At 69.1% G+C, this 19138-nt stretch carries 17 protein-coding genes; 13 read left to right on the top strand and 4 right to left on the bottom strand.

Annotated elements, in window-relative coordinates:
- Positions 1 to 54 precede the first annotated feature (54 nt).
- Together rbfA and MRBLWH10_RS08925 are read left to right on the top strand one after the other, a co-directional pair.
- Positions 55 to 486, top strand: a complete 432-nt coding sequence (rbfA, locus tag MRBLWH10_RS08930) for a 30S ribosome-binding factor RbfA (RefSeq protein WP_105674619.1) — start codon at positions 55 to 57, stop codon at positions 484 to 486.
- A gap of 156 nt (positions 487 to 642) precedes the next feature.
- Positions 643 to 2712, top strand: a complete 2070-nt coding sequence (locus MRBLWH10_RS08925) for a LuxR C-terminal-related transcriptional regulator (protein ID WP_341942421.1) — start codon at positions 643 to 645, stop codon at positions 2710 to 2712.
- 19 nt (positions 2713 to 2731) lie between these two features.
- Here MRBLWH10_RS08925 and MRBLWH10_RS08920 read toward each other — a convergent pair whose 3' ends face one another.
- Positions 2732 to 3622, bottom strand: coding sequence for an A/G-specific adenine glycosylase (locus MRBLWH10_RS08920; protein WP_341942581.1), 891 nt, complete (start codon positions 3620 to 3622; stop codon positions 2732 to 2734).
- 96 nt (positions 3623 to 3718) lie between these two features.
- Here MRBLWH10_RS08920 and truB point away from each other — a divergent pair, with 96 nt between their 5' ends.
- From truB to MRBLWH10_RS08890, 6 genes are all read left to right on the top strand, one after another.
- Positions 3719 to 4612 (top strand): tRNA pseudouridine(55) synthase TruB, encoded by an 894-nt coding sequence (gene truB, locus MRBLWH10_RS08915; protein WP_341942420.1) that lies wholly within the window; start codon positions 3719 to 3721, stop codon positions 4610 to 4612.
- The gene (locus MRBLWH10_RS08910; protein ID WP_341942419.1) at positions 4609 to 4977 is read left to right on the top strand and encodes a hypothetical protein; all 369 of its coding nucleotides are present in this window, start codon (positions 4609 to 4611) and stop codon (positions 4975 to 4977) included. Before truB ends, MRBLWH10_RS08910 begins: the two co-directional genes overlap by 4 nt.
- Before the next feature lie 72 nt (positions 4978 to 5049).
- Entirely contained in the window at positions 5050 to 5466 is a 417-nt protein-coding gene (locus tag MRBLWH10_RS08905; RefSeq protein WP_341942580.1) for a hypothetical protein, read from the top strand.
- Positions 5463 to 6416 (top strand): bifunctional riboflavin kinase/FAD synthetase, encoded by a 954-nt coding sequence (locus tag MRBLWH10_RS08900; protein WP_341942418.1) that lies wholly within the window; start codon positions 5463 to 5465, stop codon positions 6414 to 6416. Before MRBLWH10_RS08905 ends, MRBLWH10_RS08900 begins: the two co-directional genes overlap by 4 nt.
- Before the next feature lie 222 nt (positions 6417 to 6638).
- The gene (locus MRBLWH10_RS08895) at positions 6639 to 8783 is read left to right on the top strand and encodes a DEAD/DEAH box helicase (RefSeq protein ID WP_341942417.1); all 2145 of its coding nucleotides are present in this window, start codon (positions 6639 to 6641) and stop codon (positions 8781 to 8783) included.
- 207 nt (positions 8784 to 8990) lie between these two features.
- Complete coding sequence (locus tag MRBLWH10_RS08890) at positions 8991 to 10019, top strand: ATP-dependent 6-phosphofructokinase (protein WP_105674605.1); 1029 nt, start codon at positions 8991 to 8993, stop codon at positions 10017 to 10019.
- 290 nt (positions 10020 to 10309) lie between these two features.
- On the opposite strand, the gene MRBLWH10_RS08885 is transcribed toward MRBLWH10_RS08890, so the two are convergent.
- Together MRBLWH10_RS08885 and MRBLWH10_RS08880 are read right to left on the bottom strand one after the other, a co-directional pair.
- A complete protein-coding gene (locus MRBLWH10_RS08885; protein ID WP_341942416.1) occupies positions 10310 to 11143 on the bottom strand; it encodes a DUF559 domain-containing protein in 834 nt (277 codons plus the stop codon).
- A 246-nt stretch (positions 11144 to 11389) separates the two neighbouring features.
- Positions 11390 to 13486 carry a S9 family peptidase gene (locus MRBLWH10_RS08880; RefSeq protein ID WP_341942415.1) on the bottom strand — a complete coding sequence of 699 codons (2097 nt, stop codon included), beginning with the start codon at positions 13484 to 13486 and terminating at the stop codon, positions 11390 to 11392.
- 156 nt (positions 13487 to 13642) lie between these two features.
- On the opposite strand from MRBLWH10_RS08880, the gene MRBLWH10_RS08875 reads away from it, so the two are divergent.
- Together MRBLWH10_RS08875 and MRBLWH10_RS08870 are read left to right on the top strand one after the other, a co-directional pair.
- On the top strand, positions 13643 to 14989 hold the full coding sequence (locus MRBLWH10_RS08875; RefSeq protein WP_105674718.1) for an inorganic phosphate transporter: 1347 nt from the start codon (positions 13643 to 13645) through the stop codon (positions 14987 to 14989).
- Entirely contained in the window at positions 14986 to 15324 is a 339-nt protein-coding gene (locus tag MRBLWH10_RS08870) for a peptidase (RefSeq protein ID WP_105674599.1), read from the top strand. The genes MRBLWH10_RS08875 and MRBLWH10_RS08870 overlap by 4 nt, the downstream gene beginning before the upstream one ends.
- A gap of 13 nt (positions 15325 to 15337) precedes the next feature.
- On the opposite strand, the gene MRBLWH10_RS08865 is transcribed toward MRBLWH10_RS08870, so the two are convergent.
- On the bottom strand, positions 15338 to 15904 hold the full coding sequence (locus MRBLWH10_RS08865) for a TetR/AcrR family transcriptional regulator (RefSeq protein ID WP_341942414.1): 567 nt from the start codon (positions 15902 to 15904) through the stop codon (positions 15338 to 15340).
- Between the two features lie 72 nt (positions 15905 to 15976).
- Here MRBLWH10_RS08865 and MRBLWH10_RS08860 point away from each other — a divergent pair, with 72 nt between their 5' ends.
- The 3 genes from MRBLWH10_RS08860 to MRBLWH10_RS08850 all read left to right on the top strand — a co-directional run bounded on the left by MRBLWH10_RS08860 (position 15977) and on the right by MRBLWH10_RS08850 (position 19059).
- Positions 15977 to 16555 (top strand): dihydrofolate reductase family protein, encoded by a 579-nt coding sequence (locus MRBLWH10_RS08860; RefSeq protein WP_341942413.1) that lies wholly within the window; start codon positions 15977 to 15979, stop codon positions 16553 to 16555.
- A gap of 43 nt (positions 16556 to 16598) precedes the next feature.
- Positions 16599 to 17519 (top strand): metallophosphoesterase, encoded by a 921-nt coding sequence (locus tag MRBLWH10_RS08855; protein WP_341942412.1) that lies wholly within the window; start codon positions 16599 to 16601, stop codon positions 17517 to 17519.
- Positions 17520 to 17598: 79 nt separating this feature from the next.
- Positions 17599 to 19059: an aspartate ammonia-lyase gene (locus MRBLWH10_RS08850; RefSeq protein WP_341942411.1), complete on the top strand. Its 1461-nt coding sequence runs from the start codon at positions 17599 to 17601 to the stop codon at positions 19057 to 19059.
- Positions 19060 to 19138: the final 79 nt, after the last annotated feature.

The raw sequence follows: 19138 nt of genomic DNA, 5'->3' as shown, positions 1-19138 counted from the left end.
GGGCGAGGATGCTGAGCGCATCCTCGCCCGAAGGCTTCGTAGAGGGAGAGAACAATGGCTGGTGAAAGACAGGCTCGTCTTGCGGACCGCATCCGCGTGATCCTCGCCGAGAGGCTCGAGAAGGGGCTGCGCGATCCGCGCCTCGGCTTCGTCACGATCACCGACGTCCGCGTCAGCGGCGATCTTCAGCATGCATCCGTGTTCTACACCGTTCTCGGCACGGAGGAGGAGCGTCTCGCCAGCGGCGCCGCTCTCACCTCCGCCACGGGGATGCTGCGCAGCGAGGTGGGCAAGCAGCTCAGCACGCGCCTCGTGCCGACGCTCGAGTTCATCCCGGACGCCCTGCCGGAGAACGCGGACCACATCTCCGCGCTGCTCCGCCAGGCGCAGGAGCATGATGCAGAGGTCGCCAGGCTCGCGTCCTCGGCATCGCACGCCGGCGACGCGGACCCGTACGTCCACGCGGACGACGACGCCGATCGCTGATCCCCGTCCGGGGTTTTGCTACCCTCGGCTGTGCGAGGAGGTTCTCGCACATCCGGGGGGAACAGCATCAACGTTTCGAGCAGTCGCTTCGCGGCGCCGGTCGAAGAGGTCCTCGCGGACCTTCGAGACGAGGCGCTGACCTGCGCACCACATGTGATGGCCCGCATCGCCGCTCAGCTGAACGGCGACCGTGAGGCGATCCGCGATGTCGTGCGCATCCTCGACCCTGCCGTGCGCACGGGGATGCGCCCGCTTCCTTCTCCGCTGCCGCTGGTCGCGTCGATCACGGCGCGATACGACGGCATCGAATGGAGCGAGCGCGACCGCGATCTCCTCCTCGCCCTCGCTCTGCGCCTGGACGATGCGCTGGCGCCGCTGCTCGCTTTCGACGGCCGGAGCGCCGAGGAGCTGATGCGGAGTGCGATCGGCGCGCACCTCGTCGTGCGCGCCGGGCGGGTTCGACTGGTCGATCCTCTTCTCGAGGTCTGGCTGCGGGCGACCGCGGACCCGGTCGTCGAGGCCTCGGTGCACGAGAGGCTCGCCCACATCTTCGGCGCGCCCGGCGCCGGAGTGGACGCGGACTGGCATCGCGCGCGCGCCTCGTCGTACGGGATACCTGAGACCGCGCCGGAGCTGACCCGCATCGCACGGAGACTCTCCGAATCAGGACACCCCGATCGTGCACTGCTCCTCGCGGCGGAGGCCGCCGCGCACGCCACAGGGTCGGATCTCGACGAGGCGCGTCAGGTCGCCGGCGCCGCCGCCATCGGCGCCGGATACGCCGCGGAGGCGGCGGCCTGGCTCGGCGCGCTGTTCCCGGCCGGAACGGAGCGCTTTCGCCTGCAGGGGCTCGGAGGACTCGTGGTCGCCGAGGCGTTCCTTCAGGGCGCGGTCCCCGAGGTGGACCCCGGTTCGCTCCGGCCGCAGTCGGGTGACGACGAGGACTGGTATTCGTGGGCGCGAGCAGCCGCCTTCGCCGCCGTCCTCAGCGCGGAGCGCGGCGATCGACGCGGGATGCGGACCTGGCTGGAGGCGCTGCGTGAAGGCTGCGCGAGAGTCGGAGCTGAGAGCACGCTGCGCGACCCCGTCGTCACCCTCGCCTGGCTGATCGCCGGGGAGGACGAGACCGACGGCGAGGTCGGAGCCGGGCCGCTCACCGGAGGGATGCTCCGTGCTCTCCGCGCTTCGGTCGACGGCGACCTCGATCAGGCGCTGAGGTTCCTGGCGGCCGGCGGGTCCGGACTCGGGACCGAGGTCGACCCGTTCGTCGCCGGTTTCGAACACAGCCCGCTCGTCGCGGCGTACCGCGCCGTCGTCGAGGTGCTGCTGCTCGTCTGGCGGGGCGATCTCGGCCACGCCAGGGAGCGGATTCGGGAGGCGGCGCTCGCCCTCCCCGTCGCGATGCCCTTCGCCGGTCTCGGGGTGGTCCTGGCACGACGACTCGACCTCGCCGTGAGCGGACGCATCGGTCCGATCTCCGAGGCGCTGACAGCGTCGCTGCCGTCCGCTGTCCGCATCGACCGGCTCGTGGATCACGCCGTCGAGACGTTCCTCAGGGGAGAGGCCGACGAGGCGTCGTCGTTCTTGAGGCTCTGGGCGGACCGCGGCTCTCCCCGAGGACAGTTCTCCGTCCCCGAGCTCGACGAACTCGTCCGCGATGACGGAGCGCCCGCGTCCCCGTTGATCGAGCCGCCGGACGCCCGGCTGTCGCGTGAGCTCATGTCGCGCATCGCGGCGACGCCTGATGCGCGGTGGCGACGGGAGCGCGACGAGATCGTCCTCGCGACGAGGGCTCTCGCGTCCCCGTTCTCCCGTGCCAGGGTCGAGTCGATGCTCGGCACCCGTGCACTGGTGAGGGACGAGCCAGCCGTGGCCCGCGAGCATCTCCAGACGGCGCTGACCCTGTTCCAGACGGCCGGCGCCGAGGCGTGGGCCCGCAACGCCGAGGAACGTCTCTCAGCGGTGGAAAGGGAGGATCGTGCGGCTGACGCGGAAGACAGCCTCGTCAGTGCGTGCCGCCGCGCCTGGGAGCCGGTGCTGACGTCGAGGGAGCTGGAGGTCGCGATGCGCGCTGTGACGGGAGGATCCAACCGCGAGATCGGCGACGATCTCCGCGTCTCGGTGCGCACGGTCGAGGTGCACCTCGGTCGGGTGTTCGTGAAGCTCGGCGTGCGCAACAGGGTCGAGCTGACTGTGTTGGCTCATCGCGCCGGACGGTACTCCTAGCCGGTGGCCGGCATCGGGCTCACCGGGGGAGGGAGAGCAGCTCTCCATCGGCCTCGGCGAGACCGTCTGCGATGAGCGAGTCGATCGCTCTGTCGCGCTGCTGCGGATCGGGCCACTCTGGCAGGATCGCGGGGATCGGCACCGGACGAGGGGCCGATTCCCGCAGCATCCTCAGCACGGCGCCCCTGGCCTGACGATCCGAGCCCTCGAAGGCAGCCTGCCGGCGACGCCGGTCGCCCGTGTCTGGTCGGCCGGCCGCCACCCACGCGCACCCGTCGAGAAGCGGACAGATCTCGCAGCGGGGTGCCCTCGACGTGCACACCGTGGCGCCGAGCTCCATCGCGGCGGCGTTGAAGATCGCGGATTCGGCATCCGAAGCGGGCAGCAGTGACTCCATGAGACCGAGATCGCGACGCGACGGGGGCGCGGGCTGGGCCTGTCCCTGGATCGCGCGGGCGAGCACGCGTCGTGTGTTGGTGTCGACCACGGGATGCCGGTCGCCGTAGGCGAAAACAGCGACGGCGCGTGCGGTGTAGTCGCCGATGCCGGACAGCGCGAGCAGCGCGTCCACATCGCGCGGGACCACGCCGTCGTGGCGCTCGGTGATCTCGATGGCCGCCCTGTGCAGCCACAGTGCCCGACGCGGGTAGCCGAGGTTCGCCCACTGGTGCACGACCTCGGCGGGAGAGGCTGCGGCCAGAGCGACCGGCGTGGGCCAGCGGGTGAGCCACGCGTTCAGGTGCGGGATCACACGGGTCACCGGTGTCTGCTGCAGCATGAACTCGCTGACCAGCGTTCCCCACGCCCCGTATTCGTCGTGGAACTCCGGTCGCCGCCACGGGAGATCGCGTGCGGCTCCGCGATACCACTCGGGCAGACGCGGCAGTCCCGCGCTCGCGGGAGAGGTCATCGCGGGCATCTCGCCAGCCTAGGCGACCGACGCGCGCCGTGCGTCCGTCGAGAGCTGAAGCGCAGCGTCCCTGACGGCCGTCGGTAGGCTGGGAGGATGGTCTCGCCCGGCATCCTCCTCGTTGACAAGCCCGCTGGGCTGACCAGCCACGACGTCGTCGCACGCACCAGACGCGCTTTCGGAACGCGCAAGGTCGGTCACGCGGGCACGCTGGATCCGATGGCGACTGGCCTGCTCGTCGTCGGCATCGAAGGGGCGACGCGTCTGCTGACGTACATCGTCGGGGCCGACAAGACGTACGTCGCGACGATCCGTCTGGGGCAGACGACCGGCACCGACGACGCCGACGGGGAGATCATCGTCCAGGCGCCGTCCGACGCATGGGCCGACGTCACGGAGGAGCGCATCGCCGACGGCATCCGCTCGCTCACGGGGCGGATCTCGCAGGTCCCGAGCTCGGTGTCCGCCATCAAAGTCGACGGCAGGCGCGCTTACGATCGCGTGCGCGCGGGTGAGGAGGTCGTGCTCGCCGCGAGAGAGGTGACGGTGTCCCGCTTCGACGTGCTGGCACGCCGTGACGGGGAGGGCGTCATCGACCTCGACGTGATCGTGGACTGCTCCTCCGGCACCTACATCCGCTCGCTCGCGAGGGACCTGGGATCGGGGTTGGGCGTCGGCGGCCATCTGACAGCGCTCCGTCGCACGCGGGTAGGCGACTTCGACGTCGCGGATGCCGTCGGCATCGATGCCCTCGAGGGGGCGCCGACCCTCACACCAGCGCAGGCGGCGGCGCGGGTCCTGCAGCCGCTCGACGTCTCGGCGGAGGATGCGAGGGATCTGCGCCACGGCAAGAGGCTGCCGGGACAGGCGTCACGACTCGACGGAGCTCTGGCCGCCGCGATCGATCACGACGGCGTTCTCGTCGGGGTCGTGGAGAAGCGCGGTGCAGACCTCAAGAGCGCGATGAACATGCCGGAGGTCGCACGATGATCCTGTGGCTGACCATCGTCCAGATCGTCGTCGCGATCGGCGCCGGCGTGTTCTGCGTCTCGGCCGGACTCGCGGGCCGCCGCCCCAGCGATTTCACGGTCGGCGCTCTCGCCGCCGTCGAGGCGCTGCTGATCGTGCAGGTCGTGGTCTCGATCGTGGCGCCGCTGGTGGGGAACCCGCCGACGGGAGATCTCCTCGAGTTCTGGGTGTACCTGGTGTCCGCCGTCCTCCTGCCGATCGGCGCCGTGCTGTGGGCCCTGATGGAGCGCAGCAGATGGAGCACGGTGATCCTCGGCGTGGCCGCGTTTGCCATCGCGATCATGGTGTGGCGCATGCACGCGATCTGGACGATCCAGGTCGTCTGAGCGCGAATCCCGACGCATCCACCCGCAACTAGGATGGATCGAGCTATGAGCACCACCGAACCCCCTTCTCGGATGACCGGCATCGGCCGTGTCCTCGTGATCGTCTACGCCGTCATGGCGCTGGCGGCGACCGGCCGCAGCTTCGTGCAGATCCTCCGCCGGTTCGACGAGGCGCCGTTGGCGTATTCACTGTCCGCATTGGCCGCCGTCGTCTACATCCTCGCGACGCTCGCCCTGGTGCTCGCCAAGAGGCGCGGGTGGTACACGGTCGCATGGATCGCGATCGTGTTCGAGTTGACGGGTGTCCTCGTCGTCGGCGCGCTCAGTCTGCTCCTGCCCGATCTCTTCCAGCACGAGACCGTGTGGTCCCTCTTCGGGCGGGGGTATCTGTTCATCCCGCTCGTCCTCCCCGTCTTCGGCATCTGGTGGCTGCGCACGCATCGACCGGCGCCGGTCGCCCAGGAGGAGTCCACCGAGGTGACCGCATGATCGTCTTCCGGGATCCGCTCGATGTGCCGGCTGATTTCGGCCCCTCGGCCGTTGCGATCGGCAAGTTCGACGGCGTCCACGCCGGGCACCGCGCGGTCATCCGCCGTCTGAAGCAGCAGGCCGAGGCCTCGGGGGCGCGCGCGGTCGCGGTGACCTTCGACCGGAACCCGCTCGCCGTGCTGCGCCCCGATCTCTGCCCGGAGAACGTCGTCACGATCGAGCGCAAGCTCGAGCTCCTGAGCGAGCTGGAGATCGACGCAACCCTGATGCTGACCTTCGACGCGGAGCTCGCCGCTCGGAGCGCGGAGGACTTCGTCGCCGACATCCTGGTGTCGGCGCTGAAGGTCTCCACCGTGCTGGTGGGAGACGACTTCCGGTTCGGACGCGGAGGGGCGGGCACCCCGGCCCTGCTGGCCGAGCTGGGCCCCCGGTTCGGATTCACCGTGGAGGTCGTCGACGACGTCTTCCTCGAAGGATCGGACCGTCGCGTCTCCTCGACCTGGATCCGAGAGCTCCTCATGGCCGGTGACGTCGCCGCGGCCGCCGAGGTGCTCGGCCGTCACGTGGACGTGCGCGGCGAGGTCGTGCACGGGCTGAAGCGCGGACGAGAGCTCGGCTTCCCCACGGCCAACCTGTCGACGATCACCGACGCCTTCGTCCCGGCCGACGGCGTCTACGCTGGATGGCTGGTCGACCACGACACCGGCATCCGCCACCGGTCGGCGATCTCCGTCGGCACCAACCCGACCTTCGACGATGTCCTGGTGCGTCAGGTCGAGGCTCATGTCATGGGGGAGACCGGGCTCGATCTCTACGGGCACGACGTCACCGTCGAGTTCGTGGAGCGCCTTCGCGGCATGGTCGCGTTCGAGGGCATCGAGAAGCTGAAGCAGCAGATGGCGGCCGACGTGGACGACGCGCAGCGGGTGCTCGACACCCGAGGCGCATGAATTCTCCGTGTCCTGCCGCGCCGACGTCGAGACGTATGGCGTAGACTGACGATCGGTTCCCGGTGATCCTCGCACGTCCTTCGTGCATCGACGGGAATCAGTACCACTGTTCGTACGGTCCTGGTAACGATTCGCCGACACCGGTGAGATCTCGCGCCACACGCGGACATCGAGACGGCTTCGGCGCACATCGGCACCGCGGCCCTCACGCTCAGGAGGAGCATGCCGACCACGGCAACCGCCGCCACGCGGCGAAGGAAGACGTCCCGTCGCGACGATGAGGCCCCCCTCATCCCGATCCTCGCGCGCAAGGTGCGCGAGATCGAGGCGAAGTCGCAGCGAGGGAAGCTCGGACCGACGAACCGCGTCAAGTTCCAGGTCATCGCCTTCCTGGTGCGCGAAGAGCGCGCCAGGGTCAAAGCGGATGCCGAGATCGGCGATGCCGCACGCTCCGAGCTGCTCAAGCGGCTCGACGGCGTCGCGACGATCCTCGCCAAGACCGCGGCGAGGGACACGTCGCTGATCCAGCTCCTCGAAGCGGACCAGGCCACGTCGCCGGTCGCCAAGCGCATGCGCAGGGACTGGCTGCTCGAGTCCGGCGCCGAGCTCGCTCCGGAGGAGCTCATCATCGCCGACGTCGCGCCCGTGCAGGCGCCGGTCGTCCCGGCCGCGATCGCGGAGCGTCAGGTGACTCCGCCGTCCGTCGAGTCGCGCCAGCTCGCGAACCCGTTCCTCGCTCCCGACCTCACGCCCCGTGTGACCACGACCCCGCGCCGCCGTCTGGACGGCTGGGAGCTGATGGGTCCGCTCTACAAGGCGTTCGAGACCGGTGCAGGCGGATCCGCCGCGTCCATGGACCTTCCCCCCGCGCCGGAGTTCGACCACCTGTCGCCCAAGGGCCTCGAGATCATGGTCCACCAGTCGCGGTTCCTCGAAGCCGTGCGCGCCGGGCACCGCAGCTTCCTGCTGGCCGACGAGCCCGGACTCGGCAAGACCGCGCAGTCCATCCTCGCGGCCTCCGTCGCCGGTGCGTATCCACTGCTCGCCGTGGTCCCGAACGTCGTCAAGATGAACTGGGCGCGGGAGGTCGAGCGGTGGACTCCGCAGCGTCGTGCGACCGTCATCCAGGGCGACGGCGCCGACATCGACGCCTTCGCGGACATCTTCATCGTCAACTACGAGATCCTCGACCGGCATCTCTCGTGGCTCGCGTCGATCGGGCTGCGCGGCATGGTCGTCGACGAGGCGCACTTCATCAAGAACCTCTCGTCGCAGCGTTCCCAGAACGTCCTCTCGCTCGCGTCGCGCGTGCGGGAGCGGACTCCCGGCGGCAACCCGCTGATGCTGGCCCTCACCGGAACCCCGCTGATCAACGACGTCGAGGACTTCGACGCGATCTGGCGCTTCCTGGGATGGACCACGGGCGAGAAGCCGGGACCCGAACTGATGGAGAAGCTCGACGCGACCGGCTTCACGCCCGCCGACAAGTCGTTCTACCCCGAGGCCCGCGACGCCGTCATCTCCATGGGTATCGTGCGCCGCAAGAAGAAGGACGTCGCCGCCGACCTCCCCGACAAGCTCATCGCCGACCTCCCCGTCCAGCTGGACGACGAGTTCGGCCGCAGCATCCGCCAGGCGGAGCGCGAGCTCGGCGAACGGCTCGCCGTCCGCTACCGACGGATCATCGAGGCCCGCGGAGATCGCGGTCTCGCGCCGGGAGAGATCGACGACGACATCGTCCGTCTCGTCGCGCAGAACGAGCTCGAGGAGTCCAAGGCGGCGGGAACGGGCGGGGACAACGTCTTCACGATGGTCCGCCGCATCGGCCAGGCGAAGGCTCAGCTCGCCGCGGACTACGCCGCGCAGCTGCAGCGCTCGGTGGGCAAGGTCGTGTTCTTCGCGAAGCACATCGACGTCATGGACCAGGCGGAGGCGCACTTCGCCGCCGCCGGCATCCGCGCCGTCTCGATCCGCGGCGACCAGACCACCACCGCCCGTCAACAGGCGATCGACGACTTCAACGGCGACCCCGCCGTCGGCATCGCGGTCTGCTCGCTCACCGCAGCGGGCGTCGGACTGAACCTCCAGGCGGCCTCCAACGTCGTGCTCGCCGAGCTGTCGTGGACGGCGGCGGAGCAGACGCAGGCGATCGACCGCGTGCACCGCATCGGACAGGACGAGCCGGTCACCGCGTGGCGGATCATCGCCGCGCACACGATCGACACCAAGATCGCCGAGCTCATCGACCAGAAGCAGGGGCTCGCAGCCCGCGCGCTCGACGGCGAGACCGTCGACGACGTGGCGGGGGAGCCCGTGCAGCTGGCGGCCCTGATGCACCTGCTGCGACAGGCCCTCGGCGCCGTCTGACGAATGGGCGTTAAGAATCTCGGTTCTTAACGCCCATTCGCATCGTAATCGGCACAACTCTCGAACTTCTGCGGTTTCGTCTCGAATCGACCGTAAGATCCTCCGTTTTCACCGCCCGGAATGGCGCTCCATCGTTCTGGGGCGCTAGTGTCGTTCGCAGGCAACGTCGCCTTCCCCTCACTTACCCGAACAACCGAAGGCGGCAGCATGAAGATCGGCATCCTGACGAGCGGTGGCGACTGCCCCGGACTCAACGCGGTCATCCGCGCGATCGTGCTCAAGGGAACCCGTGCGTACGACCTCGAGTTCGTCGGCATCCGCGACGGCTGGCGAGGTGTCGTCGACGGCGACTTCTTCCCCTTGACCCGCCACGACGTGAAGGGCCTCTCGAAGGTCGGCGGCACCATCCTCGGGACCAGCCGGACCAATCCGTACGAGGGAGTCCGCGGCGGCGCGGAGAACATCGCCAAGACGCTGTACGGGCACAAGATCGACGGCATCATCGCGATCGGCGGCGAGGGCACGCTCGCCGCGGCCGACCGTCTCGCGAAGGACGGCATCAACGTCATCGGCGTGCCGAAGACGATCGACAACGACCTCCGTGCGACCGACTACTCGTTCGGCTTCGACACGGCCGTGAACATCGCCACCGACGCGATGGACCGCCTGCGGACCACGGGAGACTCGCACCGCCGCTGCATGGTCGCCGAGGTCATGGGGCGCCACGTCGGCTGGATCGCCCTGCACGCCGGCATGGCGGCCGGCGCCCACGTCATCTGCATCCCCGAGGTCCCGATGTCGCTCGAGGAGATCTGCGAGCTCGTCACGAGCGCTCACGACCGCGGCCGTGCTCCGCTCGTCGTCGTGTCCGAGGGGTTCAAGCTCCGCGACATGGACGAAGCCTACAGCGACAAGGGCCTCGACGCCTTCAACCGTCCGCGCCTGGGCGGGATCGGGGATCAGCTCGCCCCCGAGATCGAGCGCATCACCGGAATCGAGACCCGTGCCACGATCCTCGGGCACATCCAGCGCGGCGGTGCTCCGTCCGCCTTCGACCGCGTTCTCGCGACGCGCCTCGGCATGCACGCCGCGGATGCCGTCGTCGACGCCGCGTGGGGTCAGATGGTCGCCATGCAGGGCACCGAGATCGTGCGGGTTCCCTTCGCCGACGCTCTCGGCGAGCTGAACACGGTTCCCCAGGTCCGCTACGACGCCGCGGCCACGCTCTTCGGTTGAACCTGGGCTGGGTTCGGCCTGTCCGGTTCCGGCAGGCTGCCTGAGGTCCGGAAGATCGCCCGAGTTCCGGAAGATCGCACGAGTTCCGGAAGAATGCGCTGCCGGCATCCGTATCTCGGGAGGGATGCCGGATCTGAGCGTCGTGTGGTCGGATGGGCCTGAGGTCTGGCGTCCGGGTCGTGGCTGGAGTAGCCCGTGGTGCCCGTGCTGAGTTGCGGCGGGCCTCCTGTGTTCCGGATGAATTCGTCGTCGGCATCCGGATCTCGAGAGGGATTCCGGAACTCAGCGCGTCAGCCGGTGAGGTGCAGCCCCTGGGCGATCGCCATCCGAACCACGTCGCGCACATACTCCGGTCGGAAGAACACCTGCTGATAGTCGAAGCGGAGCACCGTGTACCCGCGCAGCCTCAGACGGGCGTCGGCCTCGAGGTCTCTACGTCGTGCCGCGGCGCCATGGTGCGCGAAACCGTCCAGCTGCACGATCAGCCGGTCGCCGATCAGCGCGTCGACGGGGTGACCGTCTATCCAGACCTGCTGTCGCACGCTGACCCCGATGCCCTTCATGATCTCGACGAACTCGGTTTCGAGCCCTGAGTCCGAGAGCGCCGTCGAGCGGGAGGCGAGGCTCCGCTCGAGCCGCCCTCGCCAGGCGACGCGTTCGAGCACCTGAGGGGCGATCAGCCTCTTGTTGAGGGCGGAATTCCAGATCGCCAGCGCGGCTGAGGGCTCCAGGCACTGCGCGACATGGTGCAGAACGTTGACGAGCGGTTCGGCTGGTGCGCGCCGACGAACGGGAGCAGGACCGTTCGACCAATGGATCCGGACGCCGTCGAGCGCCATCTTCCCCGATCCTGCGGGCGCCCTGACGTGCACGCGTGGGTCAGCCGACGGGACCCACAGGCCGAGGCGCCGCGCTTCGCTGATGCAGGTGAGACGCCCTCCCGCAGTGATCGCTCTGACGAGGTCGCCGTCGCAATCGGGGAGAGCGATCCAGGATCGGCGTACACGCAGCATCACACCTCGCTCGACGGCCGAGGCGAGCGCGTGCGTGCCGAACCCTGCGGCGTAGAGCTCAGAGGTGTGTGCGATCGCGTCGTGGAGACGCAGCCAGTCTTCGAGGAGCATCCGCACAGTCTGCGGGAGCGGAGGTGCATCGCAGGGCCCATAGCGCCGCCTGTGGACGGATCCGTGAATCGCCTCCATTGTGGAGGAGAAGTGCGATCCGGCCGAGGTGCGGCACCTCACCCGAGATCCGGATCGATCCGGCGGGGGCTTCCGCATTTCGGTCGGATGTGCGGATCTCGGACGCCGGGGATACATCCGGCATCCGGGCATCCGGCCTCCGGCGTCCGGCGGCCGGTATCCGGGGTGCTACTCCGCCAGGCCGAGCACGTCGAGGATCCAGGCCAGCTCGAACGCGCGCTCGCGCCAGGAGTTGTACCGGCCGCTCACGCCGCCGTGGCCGGCGACCATCTCGCACTTGAGCAGGACGTCGGACGCTCCCGCCTCGCGCAGGCGCGCCACCCACTTCGCGGGCTCGACGTACATCACCCGAGAGTCGTTCAGCGAGGTGACGGCGAGGATGCGCGGATAGTCGACGCCGTCGCGGACGTTCTCGTAGGGCGTGTAGGACTTCATGTACTCGTACACGTCGGCGCCGTGCAGCGGGTCACCCCACTCGTCCCACTCGATGACGGTGAGGGGAAGCGAGGGATCGAGGATGGTCGTGAGGGCGTCGACGAACGGAACCCCGGCGAGGATGCCCGCGAACGACTCGGGGGCGAGGTTCGCGACGGCGCCCATCAGTAGACCGCCGGCGCTCGCACCCTCAGCCACCAGTCGATCGGGTGAGGTCACGCCGCTCGCGATCAGATGCTCGGCGCAGGCCACGAAGTCGGTGAACGTGTTGCGCTTGTGCAGGAGCTTGCCGTCTTCGTACCACTGGCGCCCCATCTCGCCGCCGCCGCGGACGTGGGCGATCGCGAAGATCACGCCGCGATCGAGCTCGGAGAGGCGTGCGACCGAGAAACCGGGGTCGATGGAGTGCTCGTAGGAGCCGTAGCCGTAGAGGTGGACGGGGCGGAGCGCCGCGCCGGGGTCGCCGAAGGACCTCTTCCACACGAGCGATATCGGCACGCGGGTGCCGTCGGATGCCGTGGCCCACGCCCGCTCCTGTCCGTAGTCGGCGGGGGAGTAGCCGCCGAGCACGGCGACCTGCTTGCGCAGCACGAGTTCGCGGGTCGCGAGGTCGAGCTCGTACACGGTGCCCGGCGTCACGAAGGACGTGTAGCCGAGCCGCAGGAACGGCGCGTGCCACTCGGGATTGCCGCTGACGCCTGCCGAGTAGAGCGGCTCGTCGAAGGCGATGTCCTCGACGACATCCGTGCCGTAGTCGAGCAGCGCCACGCGCTCGAGGCCTTCGCTGCGGTACTCGACGGTCGCGAAGTCGCGGAACGCATCCATCCCCAGCAGCCGCCTCCCCGGACGGTGCGGGAGCACGACGTGGCGCGCGCCCTGCGGCGCGGATGCGGCGACAGAGACGAGCTCGAAGTCGAGGGCATCCTGATTGTGCAGGATGTAGAGCCGGTCCTCGCCGTCGACGACGGCGTGCTCGACCGAGTACTCGACGCCCTCGCTGCGGGGCCAGACGATGGTCGGCTCCGCGGTGAGGTCACCGGACAGGTCGACGAGGTACTCCTCGCTCGTGATGCTCGACCCGACGGTGATCACAAGGTACTTCCGGCTGCGCGTGATGCCCGCCCCGAGCCAGAACTTCTCGTCGGGCTCGTGGAAGAGGCGCAGATCGTCGGCGACGTCCGTGCCGAGACGGTGCAGCCACAGGGTGTCGGGGCGCCAGGCCTCGTCTCGGGTCGTGTAGAGGACGCCCGTGCCGTCGGGGGTGAAGAACGCACCGCCGGTGTTCGGGATCTCATCGGGCAGCGTCTCGCCGGTGACGAGGTCGCGGACTCGCACCGTGTACAGCTCATCGCCCTCGAAGTCGGTCGACCAGAGCAGCTTCGTCGCGTCGTCGGTGGTGTCGAACGCGCCGAGCGAGAAGAACTCGTGCCCCTCGGCTTCGACGTTCCCGTCGAGCAGGACGCTCTCGCCCGGTACGGGCACACCGGGCTCGAGCAGTGGGGGAGTCCAGTCGTCTGCCGCTGCGGCGGTGCGGCAGTGGATGCCGTACTGCGCGCCCTCCTCGGTGCGGCTGTAGTACCACCAATCGCCCCGGCGCGTCGGCACGGAGAGATCGGTCTCCTGGACGCGACCCTTGATCTCCTGGAACAGCCGCTGGCGCAGCGGCTCGAGGTGGGCCGTCTCGGCGTCCGTGTGGGCGTTCTCCGCCTCGAGGTGCGCGATGACCTCGGCGGACTCCTTGTCGCGCATCCATTCGTAGGGATCCTCGAAGGTGTCACCGTGGTGGGTGCGGAGTGTCGAGCGGCGGGCGGCGATCGGGGCATCAGTCACCGTTCCACGCTAGCCCAGGTCGAGTTGACCGGCCCCTGTGCGGGTGGGAGGATTTACCGGGGCCGGTTAACGGAAGTCAAACCCACGATGAACTCTTCGTTCGTCACGTCGATCCCGTCGACACGAATCTTCTTCCTCAACGACCGAAAGCGAACGGTGGAAACCGCAGCCCTCATCGTCGTGCTCGTCATCGCACTTGCACTGTTCTTCGACTTCACCAACGGGTTTCACGACACGGCCAACGCGATGGCGACGCCCATCGCGACCGGAGCCCTCAAGCCCAAGACCGCGGTGCTCCTCGCCGCTGGGCTCAACCTGGTCGGCGCGTTCCTCTCGACCGAGGTGTCGCAGACCGTCTCGCACGGCATCATCCGTGAGGAGGGGCTGCAGGATCAGGCGAGCATCTTCCTGCCGATGATCTTCGCCGGTCTCATCGGCGCGATCACCTGGAACATGCTGACCTGGCTGCTCGGCCTTCCGTCGAGCTCCTCGCACGCGCTGTTCGGCGGCCTGATCGGCGCGACCCTCGTCGGCGTCGGCGTCGGCGGCATCGACTTCGGAGCCGTGCTCTCCAAGATCATCCTCCCCGCGCTGATCGCCCCCGTCACGGCGGGGCTCATCGCGTTCGCCGCCACCAAGATCGCGTACTCGATCACGCGACGCTACGACAACAAGCCCGACGGACGCGACGGCTTCCGCTGGGGGCAGATCTTCACGTCGTCCATGGTCGCGCTCGCGCACGGCACGAACGACGCGCAGAAGACCATGGGCGTCATCACCCTCGCGCTCATCACCGTCGGCTGGCAGAGCCGCGACCAGGCGGACCCCTACCTGTGGGTCATCATCGCCTGTGCCGTGACGATCGCGCTCGGAACCTATCTCGGCGGCTGGCGGATCATCCGCACCCTCGGCAAGGGGCTCACGGAGGTCAAGCCCGCGCAGGGCTTCTCGGCGGAGAGCTCGACCGCGGCGACGATCCTCGCGTCGAGCTACTTCGGCTTCGCGCTCTCGACCACGCAGGTCGCCTCCGGATCGGTGATCGGGTCCGGCCTCGGTCGCCGAGGATCGACCGTCCGCTGGCGCACAGCGGGGCGCATCGCGATCGGCTGGCTGCTGACCCTTCCGGCCGCCGGCGCGGTCGGAGCCTTCGCCGCCCTGCTGATCACCTGGCTCGGTCCGTGGGGCATCGCGATCGACACCGTCCTCGCTCTCGGCGTGATCATCGGCCTCTTCCTGCGCTCGCGCAAGGACGCAGTGACACACGCCAACGCGATGAGCGATGTGGCGGAGTCCGGTCTCGCCGTCGAGCTTCCCGACACGCCGCCGCCCACGCGGAGGCAGCAGCGCATCGAGCAGGCGAAGGCGGAGGCCAAGGCGCGTGCAGCCGCCCGCGAGAAGGCGAAGGCCGACGCGAAGAAGGCCGCCGACGACAGGAAGAAGTCGTCGAAGGCCAAGTCGGCGAAGAAGGATGCTGCGGCATCGACCGGTGAGGAGTCGAAGTGAACGTCGTCATCGACTGGAACGCCTTCATCCTGGTGTTCGCCGCCGCACTGATCGGAGCGTGTGCGGTCGTCGGGTTCTACGCGATGGGCCTCCGTCTGCTCGTCCGCGGCGGGCATGCTCCCGTGGTGAGCCCCGCCGAGTTCACCGACGCGATCACGGTGATCACGGAGAAGGACCTCAAGCGCGCGGCCAAGCAGGCGGCCAAGGCGGCCAAGAAGAGTCCGCTCACCGACGCGCAGAAGCGCCTCTCCCTGGTCGGCGCCTACGCCTGTTTCGTCGTCTGCGCTCTCGCGGTGATCGGCGGCATCGCGCTGATCGTCATCGGCGGGCACTGACCCGCCAGGAGGATCAGCCCAGCAGACCGGCGACGAGGTCGTCGATCACGTCGTCGGTCGAGGTGTCCGGATCGATCGGAGTGGTCAGTCTGTCCAGCAGGAGACCGTCGATCGCGTAGTGGAAGAGGGCGATCTCGCGTCGGCCGCCGGGGAGTCCGGCCGCGCTGTTGAAGGCGACGTCGCCATCGAAGCCCGCGCGCTGCCACGCGCCGAGGACGGCGGCGACCTCGGGCCGCCGGCTGCTCTCCAGGCGCAGTTCGAACAGGGCGATCGTGACCTCGCGATCGCCGGTGAGGCGGCGGACGATGTCGCGGACGTAGTCGGCGAACAGCGCCCGGCTCGGGGCCTCCGCGGCTCGTCGGTCGAGGTCCTGGGCGGTCGGGGCGAGACGCTCGCCGATGCGCTCGACGAGTCCGGCGACGAGGGCGTCTCTGCTCCGGAAGTAGTTGGACGTGGTGCCCGTCGGCGCGCCGGCCTCGAGGTCGACGGCGCGGTGCGTGAGACCCCGTGAACCCTCGCGTGCGAGCACGGTGAGGCCTGCATCCGCCAGAGACCGGCGGCGGGTGTCGTTCTTCGCCATGCGCTCACTGTAGCGCAACCACTACAGCTGATGTACTCTTCATTCACGACAGATGTTGTGATTGGAGTAGTGATGCGAGAACTGGTCTACTACGTGGCCGTGAGCCTCGACGGCTTCATCGCCGGGCCTGAGGGGGAGTTCGACGCGCTCCTCAGCGAGGGCGATCACATGGCGGCGATCAACGAGCGCTTCGGGGACACCGTTCCCACCGACATCGCCGAGGCGCAGGGGATCTCCCGCGACGGCGGAATGTTCGACACCGTGCTGATGGGGTGGAACACCTACGCCGTGGGCCTGCCGTTCGGCGTCACGAGCCCGTACCGGCACCTGCGCCAGATCGTGTTCTCCCGCTCGAACACGGCGAGCGGGGAGAGCCTCGAGGTGACGGCGGATGATCCTGTCCGCGTGGTCAGGGATCTCAAGCGGCAGAGCGGGGGCGCCATCTGGCTCTGCGGGGGAGGCGCTCTCGCGGCGACCCTCGCCGACGAGATCGATCGCCTCGTGCTGAAGCGGAACCCGCTGCTCTTCGGCAGCGGCATCCGGCTGTTCGGCTCGCGCCCCTACAGTCCGGAGCGGTTCGACGAGATCGGGACGACGGCGTTCGGGTCGGGTGTCGTGCTGTCCGAGTACGTCCGCGCGACCGTCGAGTGACGGCGGGCGGCGGGGCGTCTGTCCCGCCGCCTAGGCTGGAGCCATGTCCGAGCCCCAGGGAGCCGAGTACGCGTTCGGCAGACACCGGCCCGCATCGCACGTGCTCATCCACGTCAGCGATCCGCACTTCCTCGCGGGTGGTGCGCGGCTGGGCGGGCGCTACGACGTGGAGGCGAACTTCGGGCGAACCCTCGACGCGATCCGCGCGGTGCACCCCCATCCGGCGGCCATCGTCATCACGGGTGACCTCGCCGACCTGGGGGAGCCCGACGCCTACCGCCGGCTCCGCGACGCCGTCGAACCGGTGGCGGACGCGCTCGACACCACTGTCGTCTGGGTCGCGGGCAATCATGACGAGCGCCCCGCGCTGCGGGCCGGTCTCCTCGATCTGAGCCCCACCGAGGAGCCGGTCACCGGCGTCTGGGACCTCGACGGACTCCGGCTGATCGCTCTCGACACCAGCGTGCCCGGCTGGCATCACGGGGACCTCGACCGCGCGCAGCTCGACTGGCTGGCCGATCTGCTCCGCGAGCCCGCCCCGCACGGAACGCTGCTGGCCATGCACCATCCGCCGCTGCCGAGTCATCTGCCGCTCTTCGACATCCTCGAGCTGAGGCATCAGGACGAGCTCGCCGAGATCGTCCGCGGCAGCGACGTGCGCGGCATCCTCGCCGGCCACCTGCACTACTCCTCGCACGGGATGTTCGCGGGCGTTCCCGTGAGCGTGGCGTCGGCGACGTGCTACACGATGAACGTGGCGCTGCCCGCGGCGGAGGTCAACGGGATGGACGCCGCTCAGGCGTTCCAGCTGGTGCACGTGCACCCCGACACGATCACGCATGCGGTGGTCCCCGTGACCGATGCCGACACCGGCACGTACTTCTCGCCGGAGTGGCTGGAGCGGATGGCGCGCCTCTCGCCCGAGCAGCGGCTCGAAGCGTTCTCCCGCAAACGCGGTCGCTGAACGGGCGCGGCCGCGGCGCAGGCGTAGACTTGTGGCATCCCCCATACTTCTCACTCGCCACGACCCACAAGGATGTGACATGGCTTCTGCCGCGCCCTCCCTCACCCGTACAGAGACCGATTCCCTCGGGAGCATGGAGATCCCCGCCGACGCGTACTGGGGCATCCACACCGCCCGCGCCGACGCGAACTTCCCGATCACGAAGCGCCCGATCTCGGTGTACCCCGATCTGGTGGTCGCCCTCGCGATGGTCAAGCAGGCCAGTGCCCGCGCGAACCGCGAGATCGGCGTCCTCGACCACGAGCGCGCAGACCTGATCGATCGCGCGGCGCAGCGGGTGATCGACGGCGAGTTCCACGACCAGTTCACGGTCGGAGTCATCCAGGGCGGCGCCGGCACCTCGACAAACATGAACGCGAACGAGGTCATCACCAACATCGCGCTCGAGATGGCAGGACGGGAGAAGGGCGACTACGCCTTCCTGTCGCCGATCGACCACACGAACCGCAGCCAGTCCACGAACGACGTGTACCCGACCGCCGTCAAGATCGGACTGTCGCTGACGCTGCGCTCGCTGCTCGAGGAGCTCGACCTCCTCCGTCGCTCCTTCCTCGGCAAGTCCCGCGAGTTCCACGACGTCCTCAAGGTGGGACGCACGCAGCTCCAGGACGCCGTGCCGATGACGCTCGGTCAGGAGTTCCACGGCTTCGCCACCACGCTCGGCTACGACCACTCGCGCCTCACCGAGAACGCGTCGCTGATGTTCGAGATCAACATGGGCGCGACCGCCATCGGCACCGGCATCACCACCCACCCCGACTACGCGCCCGCCGTGCTCAAGCATCTGCGCGAGATCACCGAGCTCGACCTCGTGACCGCCGGTGACCTCGTCGAGGCCACCAGCGACACCGGTTCGTTCATGTCGTTCTCCTCGACGCTGAAGCGCAACGCGATGAAGCTCTCGAAGATCTGCAACGACCTGCGACTGCTGTCGTCGGGGCCGCAGGCGGGTCTCGGCGAGATCAACCTCCCCGCCATGCAGGCCGGGTCCAGCATCATGCCCGGCAAGGTCAATCCCGTCATCCCCGAGGTCGTCAACCAGGTGGCGTTCGCCGTCGCCGGCGCCGACATGACGGTCACGATGGCCGCGGAGGCTGGACAGCTGCAGCTCAACGCCTTCGAGCCCGTCATCGCGCACTCGATCTTCCAGTCGATCACCTGGATGCGCCAGGCCATGTGGACGCTCCGCGTGAACTGCGTCGACGGCATCACGGCCAACCGCGACCGTCTCGGTGCGATGGTGGGAGCCTCGGTGGGCGTCATCACCGCCCTCACCCCCTTCATCGGCTACGCGGCGGCCGCAGCCCTCGCGAAGACGGCGCTGCTGACGAACCGCAACGTCGCAGACCTCGTCGTGGAGGCCGGGCTGATGTCGCGCGACGAGGTCGCGAAGCAGCTCTCCCCGGCGCGTCTGTCCGGGCTCGAGGCCGTGACGGCGGCGATCCCGATCATCACCCCGGATGACCTCGTAGAGATCTGATCCCCTCTCCTAACAGCCCCGGCGCACCGCGCCGGGGCTGTTCTGCGTTTCGGGAGCGGGGTGCGCGCGGCAGGGGTTG

The sequence above is a fragment of the Microbacterium sp. LWH10-1.2 genome (assembly GCF_038397765.1).
GTDB classification, from domain to species: Bacteria; Actinomycetota; Actinomycetes; order Actinomycetales; family Microbacteriaceae; genus Microbacterium; species Microbacterium natoriense.
This window is presented reverse-complemented; position numbering and strand designations above follow the sequence as displayed.